This window comes from Microbulbifer jejuensis, from assembly GCF_047289955.1.
In the GTDB taxonomy this organism is placed as follows: domain Bacteria; phylum Pseudomonadota; class Gammaproteobacteria; order Pseudomonadales; family Cellvibrionaceae; genus Microbulbifer.
This window is the reverse complement of sequence record NZ_JBLBUB010000027.1, coordinates 51,215-68,402: the sequence shown is the minus strand read 5'-3', so window position 1 is coordinate 68,402 and position 17,188 is coordinate 51,215. Positions and strand designations below refer to the sequence as shown.

Genomic DNA, 17,188 nt, shown 5'->3' with positions numbered 1-17,188 from the left:
TACTGAAAGCCTCCGAGCGCTGGACGCACCCGATCCAGAACTGGAACTTGACGCTGTCACAGCTGACGATCCACTTCCCGGATCGCCTGGAGAAATATATCAGCCTATGAGGCTACTTGGCTGACACAGAGTTTTGAACACCCTCTCCAAAAAGGTCATGACTGTATCCCCGTGCACCGGAATCAATCTTTTTTCGATAGATTTATCGGGACTCTTTTGCCTTGGGTTGGCAGTTTAAGGACAGAGCAATTATCGTTTTTCCTTCGTTCGCTATCGTTTGAATGAATCCCAATTACTCCAAATTTCAATTTGGGAGGGCGTGATAATATCTTGTTTGAAATCATACATTAGATTCTAATATTTGCCCCTCCCCAAGTTGAAATTGTGGATGAGTGGGCTGCGGATACGTTCCTGCAATACTTTTTCATGGATCTGTTGCGCGGCCTCATTGGCCAGGGGATGTATAGCTGTTGTGCTTGGAATAATAAATCGCCTAAATATAATTCTACTGTTATAGGTCACCAAAATGAGGTTTCCCCACAGAGTTGAGGGACGCTCGTAGATCGTCAGCATGTAAGTGGCGTCTGGATAATGGAGGTTCCTGTACTCGCTGATATAGCGAACAAAGTCGTGTCCAGTTTGTGTAATTGTGCGATCTATATAGATTCCGTAAGATTCATCTTCCAGTATCCCTGAATCAGTATCCGCTGACAGAACACTTGTATCGTCCAGCCAAAAAACAAAGGATGCACTGAGTGTCAATATCAGTGTGGTTGGCCACATATTTATCCTTCCTGTGAATGGATTGTCGCCCAATTGTTCGGTTTAAGCTGTTTTCTTGCCGTTCTTTTGGTATAGGCGGGACAGAGGGTTTCTAATCAGCCGGACGGAGCCTGCTGATTAAATTATCGAGCCCGCCAATTGTTGGTTTGAGCTGAAAAACTACCGATTTTTGGATGATTATTTGGAGTGTAGACTGAGGGTGAAGCCGAATTGAAAAAGGGTGACTGAATGCGCTGATATTCAGCACACAAGTAGCTCTAAACCGACTGTGTAACTCTGGGATACTCAGGCAATGTCTTGTAGGAATTGCTGAATGTGCGCTTTGTACCTTTGTCTGGATTATACCTGACCTCATTTACGGAGATGACTTTTTACAGAGTAGTCTGGTGAAAGTGCTTATTGGCGCCAAAGTAAGAATTGGTAAAGAGAAGGCAGCAGTGGGTCAAATTGCCGCCTGTGCACAGCTATTGATGACAGAGATAGATAATAAATGGGTTTTCGACTCACAGATTGAGAGAGAAAGTGCCATACCAGAAGCGGCCAGTAAGGTCATAGGTCCGAAAATCGTAATTGTGGTTAGTGGCGGTGGCAGCTAATGGAGGGGGTTGGTTTAGCAGGTTGTTGACCCCGATGGCAAGTCGCAGTTTTTTATGGGGAGTAACCGCAAATTGAAAATCGTGGGTAGACCAGTCCTCAATATCCCGTGAGGTGAGGCGCTCGCCCTGGGTAAATGTTTCTTCCAGCGGGCCTACATGGTGCATAGTATAAGCAGCCTCCCAGAAGCCTTTACTCCAATAGATACCAGCATTCGCTTTCCATTTCGGGAGAGATCCAACCTCACCATTCGCGCTTCCAGCAAAGGTGCCGGAAAGGTCTTCTTTTTGTGATTCTGGCGTGACTTGAGTGAGGTGATGCAGTGTGTGGCTGATATTTAATGCGAGGCGAAAATGGCCTGTATGCCTCGGTTGCAAATTATAACGCAGAGCTATGTCATACCCCTGTACCTCACGGTTCCCCTGATTTAGCCGGGTGGCATAGATCCTGCTGATATCACCGTTTTCATCTCTAACCACCTTGTCACCGAATAGGCCAGAGCGGGCATTTTGTTCAACGAGAAGTTGAGGGTCGGACCCAATGACGTTTTCTTGCTGTATATCGTATAAATCGAAAGTTGCCTTAAACCCCTCGAGAGAAGGGGGAGTCCACGTAATACCCAAAGATAGATTTTTCGATGTTTCTGGTTTCAGATTCGGGTTGCCCCCAAATTCGGACAGGTGCTCAATCAGTGAGCTGTCGGCTTGTTTTGTGCAACCAGGAAGGGTGTCGGGGTGGTGGTATGAACAGGGGTCAATGATCGTTACCTGACTTAGGTAGCTTTGTTGCTTCACATCTGTAAGGGTTGGGGCTCTAAATCCAGTTGCAAAACTCCCCCGTATCATGAGAGCGGGCAAGGGTTTCCAGCGCAGTGCCAGTTTGGGATTGCTGGTACTACCGAAGTCATTGTAGTGCGACAGGCGCAAGGCGCCATCCAGCCAGAGTTGTTCGACTAATGGGATAGAAACTTCGGTAAAAGCCTCTCTAATAATGCGTGAGCCTTTTGTGGTGCCGGGAGCATGACCTCCGATAAAAGATATCCTCTCACTACCCACTGATAGGGAGTCTATCGCTTCCCGCCGAAGTTCAATCCCCGCGGCTGCGCCTATTTTCCCGGATGCCAAGTGTGCAAGGGTACCGTCAGCAACAAGGGTGACCGCAGTCATTTGTGAGTCGCTGTTGTTGACACTTTCACTGCGTATAAAATCCAGTTGCTCAGTGTTGATGCTGCCGCTGGGGCCCAGGAGATTGACAGCAATACAGCCTATATTCGGATTGCACCGGTCTGGCCCTTTCAGACCTAAAGCAAGGGCCGATGAATCTATCAGATTACTGAGTTTCTCGGTTTTTTCCGTGTGTTGATAGGCTGCGCCCAATTCCCATTGCCACTCCTGCCAAAGCCCCTTGAGCCCGGAATTGAATCGCCAGGTAGTAATCCGATTGGTTTGTTTGCGCGGCCCAATTTCTACCAATCGCCTTCGCAAATCCGTAATGTCTTGGCTGAAGGCGTTGTAGATATTTTCAGAGGCAATAGTAAAGTCGTCGTTATTGAAGCGGGTAAATACCGGAGTGGGTGCCATTATGGATTCTGCCAGGGTGCGAACTCCCATAATTTCAGCAAATAGAAATGCATTATCTCCTACATCAATATCCCCTGTTAGGTACACGGAATTGTTGTCCAAAGGCGCTATAGCTGAAGTATGCTCGCTGTAGTCATAGCGGTCTTCGCTTATCCAGTCTTGGTAATCCCCTCTAGAGGTATTGGTAATTACGGTGCTATCATTCAGTGCAATAAATCCTCCTGGAATGGCTGATGAGCGCTGATCCAGGCCACCGTTGGGACGACTGTCGGCTGAATCGGACACACTGCGATCGCGACTCATTACCGCCTCTTGCTGGTATTGAGCCAGGCTGAGTAATAAGTGACTTCTGTCGCCCTGCCACCCCCAGGTTAAATGATGTGATTTCGTTTGCCGGTCATTCTCTTGGGACTGACCGTAGTAACTACTCACTTTAAGACCTTCAAAATCGCGTTGTAGAATGATGTTTACTACGCCGGCAATTGCGTCTGAACCGTAAATTGCAAATGCCCCATCCTTCAGAATTTCTATCCGTTCAACCATGGGTAGCGGTATAGAATTAAGATCCGTGGCTTCTCCTTTAAATCCGTCACTGATAATACGTCGACCGTTCAAGAGGACGAGCGTATTGCTGGGGGGAAGGCCGCGTAAGGAGACGGTTGCAGTACCGTCCCCCTCTTGGCTGACCGAAGTGCTTGTGAAGTTGCCAGAAACTGCCGGTAGGAACTTTAGCAAGTCGGCGACAGTTTGAGCGCCCGTCATCTCCAATTGCTGGCGGGTGAGGGCATCGACAGGCGCATATCCATCCAGATGGGAGTGATGTAAATGACTACCGGTGAGGCGTTGCCCAGTAACAGTGACCTCCTCAGTAGAATGGAAAGCGGGCTTTGCTGCTGCTTGTTCTTTCTTGTCATCTGTGATGACAGCGACAGAGGTTGGGCTTATACGTTCATATTTGAACGGTAATTCGAGCAGCAACTGTTGTAGGGCTGGCTCAAACTGGCCGTTGTCACTGCGCAGGGTCTGCTCTGCCAGTTCATAATGAGAGGCAGCGGAGGCCTCCACCAGTACCGAAATGTTACATTGCTGTCCCAGGAATATCAGGGCTTTGGACAGGGTACCCGCGGGTAATTGGATGCTGGGTTTGGGACACAGAGCGGCGGCTGTGCCAGAAGATGGCAACAGGAGTACTAAAGTGAGTAAGGTCCAGTACTTTACTGTCAAAAGCATGCTCATTTTTATAGGTCTGGAGCCGAAATGAACCCGGATACTTTTCTTGCTATTGTGGATTTATGAGCAGAATATTGAAGCGTGCACAATAAATAACCGCCAAGGGTTGTTATAACCTACTTGTGCTTGGGAGACAAGATAGTCAGGTTGGAATTGCTACGATCCTGCTGCAGATGCAGCACCGTTGCTATGGCCTCCAGCGTGTTGTCCGGATCGGATACTGCGAAGGTGCCAGACACTAGTCGCTCCTCCACCTGTGGGGTGGCAATTGCCGGTACCCTGAGATAGCGGTTCAATTCCAGCAGGGCCTCTTTTAGTGGGGTTTTTTCGAAAACCAGGAGGCCACGAGTCCAATCTGTTGCCTCCTCTAAAGAGGTGTGGCGGACTTCACTCAAACCCCGCGTGAAGACGCTAACCTTTTGGTTTTTGCCCAATCTGACGGATTCTGGTGCGAGACCTGGAGCGCTATCCGCTTTGCTCACAGAGACAGTTCCCTCAGTAACAGATACCCGAGTGCTTTTCGGGTTGAGTTCAACATTAAACTCTGTGCCAAGTACGCGGATTTTGGCCCTACCGGCAGCAACGGAAAATGGACGGGAAGTCTGTCTGGCAACCTCAAAGAAGGCTTCACCGCGAATCAGCTGGGTACGCCTTTTCTCGCGGCTGTAGTTTACGTGCAGCTCACTACTAGAATTCAGTTTTATTTCAGAGCCATCGGTGAGGTTAATAGTGCGGATCTCTCCGGGTTGAGTGATAAAGACCAACTCATCGGGATTTTCCGTGTTAAGCCAATGAAAGCCAAACCAGGCCGCAAGCAATACACTGCAGGTTGTCAGTCCCCCGCTCAGGATCCACTGGGGCAAGCCCCATCCACGACGATCAGGCACTTTGTTGGCAGGTGTCTCAATGGGAGGCCTTACTTTTGCGAACTCGGGCCTGGGAGTAGAGAGTTCGCTTTCGGGGAAGAGCTGGTCTACTGGCATATAGGAAAGAGCGCCGAGATCGCCCCACAACGCTGTAATATCCTTGAAGGCGCGACGGTTTTGCTCGGACATAGACATCCATGCCGCAAAGTCGCGCTTCTCTTTGGGATTCATGGCGTCAGAGCGTAAACGCGCAACCCAAGCGCAAGCCTGATCCAGGCTTTCTTCGCAGGCTACCTGCCGTGCGTTGGTATTCATGCTTACTCCAGTGCCTAGAATCTGTTATTTAACTGGGGATGCCGACGGTTAAATTGAGTGTATTTTACTCGAATTACCCCAGTTTGTGCGACGTTAACAATGCAAGTATGACTTCTATAAAACTTTGTATCACATTTGGCAGCCAGTAAATTTCACCGCGCTGTGGCTAATAGTATTGCCCTGGCCTCGAATTGCGAGCACTACTCCTGCAAACTGAGACGACGGAGTAGATTTCCCCCTCAACTAAATTTGAAGAGGGAGTTCTTGCTTTCAACCGGACAATCCGACGGGATATCCGGTTATTGTGGCTCCCGGAGGCGCTACTGCCGGCGGCCTCAGGCCGGCAAGGGACCTTAAATACAAGCCACCCGGGCCGTTGTGCCGGTATTTCAAGAGTGGCGATGGCGTCGTAAGAGCCTTAGATGGTTGCTGTGTTAATAGGAATTCCAAACAACCTTTCGCCGACAGGCTTTGAGGGCCTGCAGGATATATTTTTCAACACTGCTCACGGAAATGCGCATTTCCCGGGCAATTTCACTGTATGACAGTCCGCGGGCTCTGTGCAAAAGAAATGCCTGGCGGCACTTGACTGGCAGTTTGTCCATGGTTTCGTAAATGGACTGAAGTTGCTGGCGGGCGGCGAGCACGCGCTCCGGGGATTGGTGGTCGATATGCTCAGCGCCGTCGGACTCTCCATCCGCGGGAAGTTGCTGGCTAATATAGTCGACGTGCAACTTGCCCCGGCGCAGCTGATCGACTGCCAGGTTGTTGGCAATTTGGTAGAGATAGGCCCGGGGGTTATCCAGTTCCTTCTTGTCACTGAGCTTTTGCAGGCGCAGGTAAGCGTGCTGGGTGATGTCTTCGGCGTCCTCAGGGCTTTTGACGATACGGGCTACAAAGCGCACCAGAGCTTGGCCGTGATCGGCAAACAGCCTTTCCAGAAGGATCTTCCTGGCCTTATTCATTACTTGTTGCGTTCCCCGTACCAAGCTTGCCGTGATAGTTATGATCTGATTGTTATAAGTGCCAGCTGGCGCACAGTTATATCATAAGCGTTGGCTTGGCGACGAGTGACGCGAAAGGCCTATTTGAACTGGTGTCCGGTATCCGCTATGCGCCGCTGTCTATGCCGGTATAATGGCGCCCGCGCCAGTGGCGCAGAAGAGATGATTTCTAGAGGGTGTCGAGCACCGGAGGCTGGATGAGCTATCAAGTATTGGCACGCAAATGGCGTCCGCGGCTGTTTCGGGAAATGGTAGGGCAGGAGCATGTGCTCCAGGCACTGATCAATGCCCTGGACAGTGGCCGGCTGCACCATGCCTATCTGTTTGCCGGTACCCGGGGAGTGGGTAAGACCACCATAGCGCGGATTCTGGCCAAGTGCCTGAACTGTGAAGAGGGTGTCAGCTCAGAGCCCTGTGGACACTGCAACGCCTGTACAGAGATTGCCGATGGCCGTTTTGTCGATCTAATCGAAGTGGATGCTGCGTCGCGCACCAAGGTGGAGGATACCCGTGAGCTACTGGAAAACGTTCAGTATGCTCCGACCACAGGGCGCTATAAGGTCTATCTGATCGACGAAGTACATATGCTTTCAAACAGTTCCTTCAACGCCCTGTTGAAAACCCTGGAAGAGCCGCCACCCCATGTTAAGTTCTTACTGGCTACGACGGACCCGCAAAAGCTGCCGGTAACCGTATTGTCCCGCTGCCTGCAGTTCAACTTGAAGAATATGAGCCCGGAGCGGATTGTCGAGCATCTGCGGTTCGTTTTGGAGCAGGAACGGGTGCCCTTTGAAGTGGAAGCGCTCTGGCATCTGGGGCGCGCTGCTGATGGCAGTATGCGCGATGGTATGAGTCTCACAGATCAGGCGATCGCCTTCGGTGGCGGCAAGATCAGTGAGGCGGAGGTGCGGAGTATGCTCGGTAGTATCGATACCGGGCTCGTATGGCGGTTGTTAAGCGCCCTGGCCGACGAGGATGCCACTGCGCTGTTTGCCACCGTAGGAGAGCTTGCCCAACAGGCTCCGGACTACAGTGCCGCTCTGGCTGAACTCGCCGATACCCTGCACCGGCTGGCTGTTGCCCAGGTATTGCCCCAGTCGGTGGATAACGCCCAGGGGAGCAGAGAGAAGTTGAGAGCGCTTGCGGGGCGTATAGCGCCGGAAAATGTACAGCTCTTTTACCAGATGGTTCTGCTCGCCCGGCGCGATTTGCCCTTTGCGCCGGACCCACGCAGTGGTTTTGAGATGGCCCTGCTGCGTATGCTGGCATTCCGCCCACAGGGCGTGGCGGATATTCCCCGGGTTGCTCTGCCCGGTGCTTCCGAGCGGGAGCAGACCCAGACTGTACAGAGCGAGTCGCCGGTTGACGGACAGGAGGCGCCTGGGGGAAAAAAGCCTGAAATGGTATCGCAGCGGCCCGATATTACGGCCACTGTCAAACCTGGATTATCGGACAAGGTAGAACAGGTCGACCCAAATAGTCACTTGGCACCAGAAGTCGTGCGCGAACCTCTCTCTCGGCCTGAAGTTGAGGCGTACGGGTCCCAAACTGGGACTGTTGAGAGAGAAAGAGGGATCAAGGAGGGGCGGCAGGAGGTTGCACTGAAAGAACAGGCCTCGGCGCCCGCAGCGCAGACTCCGCGGGAAAACGTTTTGGCAGAGTTGCGCCAGCGGGTAGTAGAGGTGGAGTCATCGCCTGCGCCACAGCGGCAAGAGGCGCCCGGAGCCAGTGGAGATGCGCCCAAGGCCCATCTCGATGCTCTGACACCGGGCGGTTGGCCGGTCTTATACCGGCAGTTGGGCATCAGCGGCATACTGCACTCCATCGCCCAGCATCTCGAGCTTGTGGGTCTGCAGGACCATATACTCTCTTTTACCCTGGACGAATCCTACAGCAGCCTCTATGACGAGGTGCATCAGCGACGCCTGGGGGATCTGCTCGGGGACTTTTTCCAGCGACCGGTTGTGGTGCAGATCCAAGTGGGACAGGTGCGGGGCGATACTCCTGCACGCCTGGCAGCCGCTACCCGGGAAACCCGTGTGGCCGCTGCCCGCGAGGCGTTGTGCACTGACCCACTGGTTCGGGAACTACAGACAGAATTGAGTGCGGAACTGCTGCCGGATTCCATCGAGTCTCTGCTTGAGGCAGAGAATTAACCCGGTACAGGCAGGTGGATTGGTAGACGTAGTTTCCCCGAATGCTGATTCACCTGTGGCCAATGACGGTACATTCCCGTACCGGGTTTACGAAGTTTGTTTTGAATGCCCGGTGACATCCCGGACAATCACATCACAGAGATAGAGGTTACCTATGAAAGGTTTGGGCGATTTGATGCAACAGGCCCAGAAGCTGCAGGCCGACATGCAGGAAAAAATGCAAAAGCTGCAGCAGGAGTTAAATGAACTGCGGGTATGTGGCGAATCCGGTGCCGGTATGGTCACAGTTACAATGAATGGGCGCCACGATGTCATCTCGGTGCATATCGACCCGTCCCTGCTCACTGAAGATAAGGAAATGCTAGAGGATCTGCTTGCTGCAGCGGTCAATGATGCGGTGCGCCGGGCAGAGGAGAAAGCCCAGGAACTACAAAAGCAGCGAGTGGGTGATCTCGCCACCGGCATCAATCTGCCGGAAGGTTTCAAGTTCCCGTTTTGAGGGGCGAACCCCCGCCGTTTTGGAATACTATGTTTAGTCCCCTGATCGAAGAGCTGATTCGCGCGCTGCGCTGCCTGCCCAGTGTGGGGCCCAAATCGGCACAGCGCATGGCCATGCACCTGCTGGAAAAAGACCCCGACGCTGCGGTACTGCTGGCGCGCAGCCTGACCCAGGCCGTAGAGAAAGTCGGCCGCTGTAAGCAGTGCCGCATTTTGACAGAGGAAGCGGTCTGTGCCCTATGCAACAACAGTCGCCGCGAACAGGCTTTTCTCTGTGTGGTAGAAACTCCGGCAGATGTGCTGGCGATAGAGCAGGCAGGCAATTACCACGGCCGCTATTTTGTGTTGCACGGGCATCTTTCCCCCATCGACGGTATCGGCCCTGAGGACCTGGGGGTCAGCCTACTGGAGCGGCGGCTCGCCAATGAGCCCCTGCAGGAGCTGATTGTCGCCACCAATCCCACGGTAGAGGGGGAGGCGACAGCCCACTATATTGCTGAGTGCGCCAGGGCGCACAACATTGCCGTGAGTCGCATTGCCCATGGGGTGCCTATTGGCGGAGAACTCGAATATATCGATGGCGGCACTCTGGCGCACGCCTTTCACAGCCGAACCGCCTTCTTTCCGGCGGCTGAGTAATGTCGATGATCGATATGGACACCACCCCGCGCTGGGTCTGCACCAAGGCACAGTTAGCGGATTTATGTGAGATTTGGCGCCAGCAGCGCGTTGTGGCGCTGGATACCGAGTTTATGCGCAGCCGTACTTTCTATCCCCAACCCGCCCTGGTGCAGGTAGGGGACGGAAAGCACTGTTACCTCATTGACAACCTGGCGATTGAGGACTTGCAGCCCTTGCGAGACCTGCTGCTGCAGACTTCCGTTACCAAGATCATGCACAGTTGTAGCGAGGACCTGGAGACTTTGGAGCGCTTGCTGGGAGTAGTTCCCGAGCCCATTTTCGATACCCAGATTGCCGCGGCGATTAGCGGTATGGACGCAAGCCTGGGATATGCTGCCGTTGTGCGTTCACTGTTGAATGTCGAGCTGCCAAAAAGCGAGACCCGCTCTGACTGGTTGCAACGCCCTTTGAGTGATGCGCAGCAAAAGTATGCGGCACTGGATGTGGCCTGGTTGCCGGCGCTTTACGGCGTGCTCTGCAAACGTTTGCGGGAGCGGGGTCGACTGGAGTGGTTGCGGGAGGATTGTGCCGCCCTGGTTACGGCAGCGCGCAATCCGCAGCCTCCGGAGCTCTACTACCAAAAGGTGAAAGGCGCCTGGCGCCTGCGCGGCAGACAGCTCGCCGCGCTGCAGGACCTGTGTGCCTGGCGCGAGCGGGAAGCACGCGCGCTCGATATGCCGCGCAATCACCTGCTCAAGGAAAGTATCTGTATGGCCCTGGCCCAACAGGTGCCGGGACATAAAGAGGCTCTGAGTCAGCTTGGTTTGGAGGGGCGAGTGCTGCGTCAACACGGCGATACATTGCTGCAAATCACCTCCCGGGCTATCCAGCGGCAGGATACGCCGTCACGCCTGCCCCAACCGCTCAACCGGCAGGAGGGAGAAACTTTCAAACAACTACGCCGGCAGCTTGCAGTCATTGCTGCACGCGAAGCGTTGCCTTCGGAGATCCTGATACGTAAAAAGGAGCTGGAAGCACTGGTGCAGTCCAGCCGCCCCGAATTGCAGGGGCGCCTGCGTGGCTGGCGGGCTGAAATTATTGGCCGCCCACTACTGAAAGTGTTGCGGCAACTGCGCGAAGAGGAAATAAAGTGAAAGTGTTATGCGATATCTATCGCAGTCCGAATAAAGAGGAAATGTATCTGTATGTCGACAAGCGCACAGGGATTGAGCGGGTACCGGGAAATCTGCTGGAGTTGTTTGGCCGCCCCCGGCATGTGACAACCCTGTTGATAACCCCGGACCGGACCCTGGCGCGCGCAGATGCCGACAAGGTTCTGCAGGAACTCTACAAGCGCGGCTACTACCTGCAGATGCCCCCTGTGGCAGACTCGGAGATGCATGGGGTCGCACTGAAAAACAGCAAACTGCAGTACTGAGGCAAAAACGGTGGCAGAAGCACCTTTCTGGCAGTGCAAGACACTCGAACAGATGACTGAACCCGAATGGGAAGCACTCTGTGATGGCTGCGGCCGCTGCTGCTTGCGCAGCTTCGAGGATGAGGAGACGGGGGTGGTATACAGTACCAATGTTGCTTGCCAACTGCTGGATGCCCGCGCGTGCCGCTGCAGGCATTACAGCCGCCGAAAAACACTTGTGCCGGAGTGTAAAGGGTTGAGAGGGCAGGATATTAAAGCGTTCAGTTGGTTGCCAAATACTTGCGCCTATCGCTGCCTGGCGGAAGGGCGTCTGCTGCCGGATTGGCATCCCCTGATTAGCGGGGATACGGAATCGGTGCACAGGGCTGGCGTGTCGGTACGGGATTGTGTGGTCAGTGAAGCGCTGGTACACCCGGATGATATGGAAGCGCATATTGTTACCTGGGTGGAAACCGGTTAGAGGTTGGCTGTCGCGGAATCTACCGGGGTGCAGCGAAAAGCAGAGCGAATTAAAAATGTCAGAAGATTTTCAATATGCCTGGATGGTTTATGCTGTTGCAACACTGGTTGCACTGCTGGCAGGCTGGTGGTTTATGCGCGGCTGGCACTGGAGCTGGTTGCGTCGCACCCTGCTGCTGGTTGCTGCGGCGGTATTGCTGGTCCCGGCCCGAACCCCGAGTGCAGAACTGGTGGCGATGCCCGCGCTGCCCTTGTTTGTGTACCAGACATTGTTTGAAGAACAGGGTGCGGCGCCGGAAGTCACAGCTAATCTGGTCTTTGCTGCCGGTGGAGCCCTGGCTTTAATGGTCGTTTGGGGGATTGTCACTCTGTTGTTGAAGTATCGCCGCGAGCGGCGCAGCCGCTTTGATGAAGATCCCTACTTCAACGAGCAGTGATGGCGCTCTAAGTTGCATGTCCCAAACGCAGTGGCAGCACACTTTGGGGATATCTTTTCTCAGTGCCTATTGGGCAGATTTTTTGGGCGTTTAGGTTGTCTTGGGTTACTGCGATCCCAAGCTTGCGCTGACCGCCTCTCCCGGTATCAAAGGCGCCCCTTCCCTTCTCGTTGGCTGCTGTCGTCGTTAGCATCTGCTATATCTATTAGGCTGCTTCCGTGCTTGGCGTGAGGCCAAACGTACCGACGAAGTGTCACAATTGAGTAAGGCATGACGGAGTAATTCCCGGCAAATCGCTATCTTTATCACTAGTGGGTACTTTTAGGTGCAGTCCACTCAGTTTTTGCCGATACAATCAGCCGAAGGATGCACAGCAAGACTGCCGGTACGGTGCCTCTGGCGTGTGTATCTCCCGCTGCCGCACATGAGCGGTGACTCCCTAGCAGGTTGTTGAAAAAGTAATTTGCAGCAGTCTGCTAACCTGAACAGGGATGTTCGGGCTGCAAATCAAGCATTTAAGTGCTTGATTTGTCGTGGAGGGTTTGCGGACATGCGCTGCAAACCCGGGTTGAGAGAGGCCATAGAAGGCCTTTCTCAACAGCTTGCTAGATGGCTGAGGAACACTGATGCTCGACCACCTGCTTATTCTCACCGCGGTCATGCTGGTTTCGGGTATTCTCGGTGGACTGGTGAATTACTATCAGATGTTGTTTACCGAAGAGGACCCCGCCGGCCTTGCCCGCTGCCTGATTTTAGGCCTTTGTGGCGCGCTCTTAGTGCCTATTTTCCTCAAGTTTACCCAGAGTGATCTGCTCATTGAGATTCAGGGCGATCCGTCGCGCCTATTGCTCTTTACCGGCTACTGTCTGCTGGCCGCTATTGCCTCGCGCATGTTTGTATTTAATGCTGCGCGCCGGCAATTACGCGATGCCAGTATCGCGCGGGCACGGGTGGAACATCTGGAGCAGGAGTTGCGCACCATGCAACTGGAGATGATGCCGCTGCTGGAGTATGAGATAGAGGGGGACCCGGAGCGGGGCCCGGCACTCGACTTCAATCAGATTCGCAAGCTGGACGATAATGCCCTGCAGGTACTCAGCCAGCTCAACGGAGGCGAATGTGTATTCCGTTCACTGTCCGGCATGGTAAAAGACAGTGGCATGGAGACCAATTCCATTGCCCGCGCCCTGAATAGTTTGTTGGTTCTGGAAATGGTGGGTAAGATCCACAGTCACCTGGGCATCCGCTGGTATATCACCGGCAAGGGGCGCCAGGTGGTACACCGCCGCCGCACCCAGACGGCCTGATCCCAGCCGTATCCTCCCTTTTTCAATCCCGCCGACTCGGACTAGTCATTCAATTTGATCGTTCCCGCCTCGCTTCCCGGCCTGTTGATCAATTATCATTCGCTAAATTAGGCAGACAGTGGCGAATACAGGATTGGAGTTGCGATGAAATTTACCGGTACTGACAGCTATGTAGCTACCGAAGACCTGCAGATGGCAGTCAATGCGGCAGTCACCCTTCAGCGTCCTCTGTTGATCAAGGGAGAGCCGGGCACTGGCAAGACACTGCTGGCAGAGCAGGTAGCCCAGAGCCTCGGACTGAGGCTGATCCAGTGGCATATTAAGTCCACTACCAAGGCGCAGCAGGGGCTGTATGAATACGATGCCGTGTCGCGCCTGCGCGATTCCCAATTGGGGGTGGACAAGGTTCACGATATCGGCAACTACATCAAGCGTGGCAAGTTGTGGGAGGCCTTTGCCGCTAAAGAGCGCGTGGTACTACTGATTGATGAGATCGACAAGGCGGATATTGAATTCCCCAACGACCTGTTGGTGGAGCTGGATCGTATGGAGTTCTTTGTCTATGAAACCGGCGAAACCATCAAGGCCGAGCAGCGACCCATCGTAATGATCACTTCCAACAATGAAAAAGAACTGCCGGATGCCTTCCTGCGCCGCTGTTTTTTCCACTACATCAGCTTTCCCGATCGCGACACCATGCACAGAATTGTCGATGTGCACTATCCGGAAATCAAAGGTCGGTTGGTGGCAGAGGCCATGGATATTTTCTTTCAGTTGCGCGATGTGCCGGGTCTGAAGAAAAAGCCCTCCACTTCAGAATTGATTGACTGGCTCAAGTTGCTGATGGCAGATGAGATTCCCGAGGAAGTGTTGAAAAGCTGCGACAGTAGCCATGCGATTCCGCCACTCTATGGTGCCCTGCTGAAAAATGAGCAGGATGTCCATATGCTTGAGCGCCTGGCGTTTATGGCGCGTCGAGAAAACCGATGATGGTGCAATGCCCTGAGATGAAACCGAAAAAAGATAAATTGCCATCACCGACCCCATCCAAAAGGGGAGATCAGATTCAAAATGTTAACCGTGCTGATTGCGAATTATTATGCTGATTGGCTTTTTCCTGAATTTGCGCCGCTATAAACTGGCCGTATCCATCACTGAACTGCTGACACTGCTGGAGGCACTCCAGCAGCGCCTGGTGTTTGCGAACATGGACGATTTTTATTACCTCGCCCGTGTCTGCCTGGTGAAAGATGAAAAGTACTTCGATAAGTTTGATCGCGCTTTTGAGTCTTATTTCAAGGGCCTGGAAACCCTTGATGATATCGTCGAGCAAATGATCCCTGAGGATTGGCTACGGGCTGAATTCCTCAAGCAGCTCACGGAAGAGGAAAAAGAAAAAGTCCAGAGCCTGGGCGGGTTGGAAAAATTGCTGGAAGAATTCAAAAAGCGCCTGCAAGAGCAGCAGAAGCGTCACAGTGGTGGCAGCCGCTGGATTGGCACCGGCGGTACCAGCCCCTTCGGCAATAGTGGTTACCACCCCGGCGGAATCCGGGTCGGCGGTACAGGGCGCAACCGCTCGGCATCCAAAGTGTGGCAGAAGCGCCAGTTCAAGAACCTGGATGACAGCATTGGTCTGGGCACCCGCAATATCCAGGTGGCCCTGCGCAGGCTGCGCAAATTTGCCCGTACCGGTGCCGCCGAGGAACTGGATCTGGACAACACCATCTCCTCTACCGCGCGCAATGCGGGCCTGCTGGATATTAAGATGGTAGCCGAGCGCCACAACGCGATAAAGGTGCTGATCTTTTTCGATGTGGGCGGCTCCATGGACCCCTATGTACAGGTATGTGAATCGCTGTTCTCCGCCTGTCGCTCCGAGTTCAAGCACCTGGAGTATTTTTACTTCCACAATTTTGTCTATGAGCATGTGTGGAAAGAAAACCAGCGCCGCTTCAGTGAAAATACCTCATTGCTTGAAGTACTGCGCACCTACGGCAAGGATTACAAGGTTATTTTTGTCGGGGATGCGTCCATGGCACCCTACGAAATTACCGGCCGCTATGGCAGTGTCGAGCATATGAACGAGGAACCCGGTGCGAACTGGATGGAACGCATTACCGATACCTACAGTAATTTAATCTGGCTAAATCCGGTGGACGAGGCGTACTGGCACTACACGCCCAGTATCGGCATAACACAGCGCCTGGTGGATGGACATATGTACCCGATGACCCTGGAGGGGCTGGATAGGGCGATTGCCTGCCTGGTGAAAGGGCGCTAAGCTTCCGGATATTCTTCCTTTATTAATGCGGGCCAGACAGCAGTAGTTGACCACTGAAAATATCTAATCTCCCTATTTATCATTGCCACTAAAATGTTTTGGCGGCACGCCGTCGTGATCGGCGGTGATACTCAGTTCCCCCTTGGTGGTTTCCCCCACTGTGACGCGGACCTCTTCCGCACCGTGCATCCAATCCACCAGTTTCTCGCGGATGAAATACAGGATAACCCCCGCAATCATTGCGGCTAGAGCCACGCCGCCAAAGGTAGCGAGAGAACCGGAAACCCCGACCAGTTTTCCGATTTCTGCAGCGCCTTTGTTGGCAATGCCGATAAATGCAAACCAGAGGCCCATCATCAGGGATAAATAGCGTAGCGGTGCCAGTTTGGTGACCACTGAAAGCCCAATTGGTGACAGGCACAGCTCGCCGATGGTGTGGAATATATAGGCAAAGACCAGCCACCAGATACTGGCTTTGACAGTCTCGGAATCGCCGATTTGCAGCGCTGCACCGCACATGGACAAAAAGCCAATACTGAGAAAGACCAGGCCCAGGCTGAATTTCGCCGGTGAGCTGGGTTCCCGATCTCCCATACCCACCCAGATACTGGCCATCAAAGGCGCCAGGATAATAATAAACAGGGGGTTGACCATCTGTAGCCAACTGGCGGGGATTTCCCAGCCAAACACGTTCAGATTGGTGCGGTATTTGGCAAATAGATTCATGGAACCGGCAGCCTGTTCAAAGCCGGCCCAGAAAATGATGATAAAAACCCCCAGCACCAGAATCACCTTGATACGGTCTCGCTCCTCCTGGGTGAGAGGGCGGCGTCGATCAACTCTCTCCTCTTGTTTCTGGCCGAGATGGGCGGAGGGTTCGATGCCGATTGCTCCTAGATAGCGTTTGGCCTGAGTCAATTGCAGTATCAGTCCCGCCAGCATGCCGAGGCCCGCAACGAAAAAGGCCAACTGGTAATCCACTTTCTCTCCGATCCAGCCCACGACGAGATAACCGAGAATGGAGCCCAGGTTGATGCCCATATAGAAAATGGTAAAGGCGGTGTCGCGGCGGTGGTCTCCCTCTTCGTAGAGATCCCCGACCATGGTGGAGATATTTGGCTTGAAGAAACCATTGCCGATAATCAGCAGGGCCAGTCCCAGCCAAAGCATATAAATCTCGCTGCCTTTCGGCAGCCAAGCGTGGGGAAAGCCCAGGGAGAATTGCCCTAGCATCATCAGAGTGCCGCCAAACATAATGCAGCGACGCTGGCCCCAGCGGTTGTCCGCCATCCAACCGCCGATAACGGGTGTCAGGTACACCAGCATCGCATACCAGCCCAGGTAACTGAGCGCCCTGGATTGCAGTTCGGCATCTGTGAGCTGTTCCCAGCCGAATACTGCGGCGGTGGCAGTGGAGGTCAGGTAAAAGACGAAAATACCGCGCATGCCGTAGTAGCTGAGTCGTTCCCACATTTCGGTGCCAAATAGCAGGAACAGGCCCTTGGGGTGACCAAACAGCCGGCCGGCGCTGACGGGGGGCTTGGGTTTGAACTCTTGCATAGTACCGCTCGCAAGGTGTGACCCGAAGGCGCGATGCTGCCTTTGGAAATAGCCTGTAT

15 protein-coding genes are annotated in these 17,188 nt (G+C 53.6%); 10 read left to right on the top strand and 5 right to left on the bottom strand.

Translation table 11 applies throughout. From position 1 onward, the window contains the following. Positions 1–354 precede the first annotated feature (354 nt). The 4 genes from ACL7TT_RS16515 to ACL7TT_RS16500 form a co-directional block, all read right to left on the bottom strand. On the bottom strand, positions 355–783 hold the full coding sequence (locus ACL7TT_RS16515; RefSeq protein WP_413397045.1) for a CsgE family curli-type amyloid fiber assembly protein: 429 nt from the start codon (positions 781–783) through the stop codon (positions 355–357). Between the two features lie 503 nt (positions 784–1,286). Beyond that, entirely contained in the window at positions 1,287–4,181 is a 2,895-nt protein-coding gene (locus ACL7TT_RS16510; RefSeq protein ID WP_413397043.1) for a TonB-dependent receptor plug domain-containing protein, read from the bottom strand. A gap of 122 nt (positions 4,182–4,303) precedes the next feature. Next, entirely contained in the window at positions 4,304–5,368 is a 1,065-nt protein-coding gene (locus tag ACL7TT_RS16505) for a FecR family protein (protein WP_413397041.1), read from the bottom strand. Between the two features lie 434 nt (positions 5,369–5,802). Continuing rightward, positions 5,803–6,333 carry an RNA polymerase sigma factor gene (locus ACL7TT_RS16500; RefSeq protein WP_413397040.1) on the bottom strand — a complete coding sequence of 177 codons (531 nt, stop codon included), beginning with the start codon at positions 6,331–6,333 and terminating at the stop codon, positions 5,803–5,805. Between the two features lie 236 nt (positions 6,334–6,569). Here ACL7TT_RS16500 and dnaX point away from each other — a divergent pair, with 236 nt between their 5' ends. The 10 genes from dnaX (at position 6,570) to ACL7TT_RS16450 (ending at position 15,569) form a co-directional block, all read left to right on the top strand. Then, positions 6,570–8,528 (top strand): DNA polymerase III subunit gamma/tau, encoded by a 1,959-nt coding sequence (gene dnaX, locus ACL7TT_RS16495; RefSeq protein ID WP_413397038.1) that lies wholly within the window; start codon positions 6,570–6,572, stop codon positions 8,526–8,528. 154 nt (positions 8,529–8,682) lie between these two features. After that, complete coding sequence (locus ACL7TT_RS16490) at positions 8,683–9,027, top strand: YbaB/EbfC family nucleoid-associated protein (protein ID WP_413397037.1); 345 nt, start codon at positions 8,683–8,685, stop codon at positions 9,025–9,027. 29 nt (positions 9,028–9,056) lie between these two features. After that, on the top strand, positions 9,057–9,665 hold the full coding sequence (gene recR / locus ACL7TT_RS16485) for a recombination mediator RecR (RefSeq protein WP_413397035.1): 609 nt from the start codon (positions 9,057–9,059) through the stop codon (positions 9,663–9,665). Between the two features lie 5 nt (positions 9,666–9,670). Beyond that, positions 9,671–10,801: a ribonuclease D gene (gene rnd / locus ACL7TT_RS16480; RefSeq protein WP_413397033.1), complete on the top strand. Its 1,131-nt coding sequence runs from the start codon at positions 9,671–9,673 to the stop codon at positions 10,799–10,801. Beyond that, positions 10,798–11,085: a YcgL domain-containing protein gene (locus tag ACL7TT_RS16475; RefSeq protein ID WP_413397031.1), complete on the top strand. Its 288-nt coding sequence runs from the start codon at positions 10,798–10,800 to the stop codon at positions 11,083–11,085. The genes rnd and ACL7TT_RS16475 overlap by 4 nt, the downstream gene beginning before the upstream one ends. A gap of 10 nt (positions 11,086–11,095) precedes the next feature. Continuing rightward, positions 11,096–11,545 carry a YcgN family cysteine cluster protein gene (locus tag ACL7TT_RS16470; protein ID WP_413397030.1) on the top strand — a complete coding sequence of 150 codons (450 nt, stop codon included), beginning with the start codon at positions 11,096–11,098 and terminating at the stop codon, positions 11,543–11,545. A gap of 55 nt (positions 11,546–11,600) precedes the next feature. Next, on the top strand, positions 11,601–11,981 hold the full coding sequence (locus ACL7TT_RS16465) for a hypothetical protein (protein WP_413397029.1): 381 nt from the start codon (positions 11,601–11,603) through the stop codon (positions 11,979–11,981). Between the two features lie 626 nt (positions 11,982–12,607). Next, on the top strand, positions 12,608–13,288 hold the full coding sequence (locus ACL7TT_RS16460; RefSeq protein ID WP_299947058.1) for a YEATS-associated helix-containing protein: 681 nt from the start codon (positions 12,608–12,610) through the stop codon (positions 13,286–13,288). A gap of 144 nt (positions 13,289–13,432) precedes the next feature. Next, positions 13,433–14,278 carry an AAA family ATPase gene (locus ACL7TT_RS16455; RefSeq protein ID WP_413397027.1) on the top strand — a complete coding sequence of 282 codons (846 nt, stop codon included), beginning with the start codon at positions 13,433–13,435 and terminating at the stop codon, positions 14,276–14,278. A gap of 109 nt (positions 14,279–14,387) precedes the next feature. Then, on the top strand, positions 14,388–15,569 hold the full coding sequence (locus ACL7TT_RS16450) for a vWA domain-containing protein (RefSeq protein ID WP_413397025.1): 1,182 nt from the start codon (positions 14,388–14,390) through the stop codon (positions 15,567–15,569). A gap of 72 nt (positions 15,570–15,641) precedes the next feature. On the opposite strand, the gene ACL7TT_RS16445 is transcribed toward ACL7TT_RS16450, so the two are convergent. Beyond that, positions 15,642–17,129, bottom strand: a complete 1,488-nt coding sequence (locus tag ACL7TT_RS16445; protein WP_413397023.1) for a peptide MFS transporter — start codon at positions 17,127–17,129, stop codon at positions 15,642–15,644. Positions 17,130–17,188: the final 59 nt, after the last annotated feature.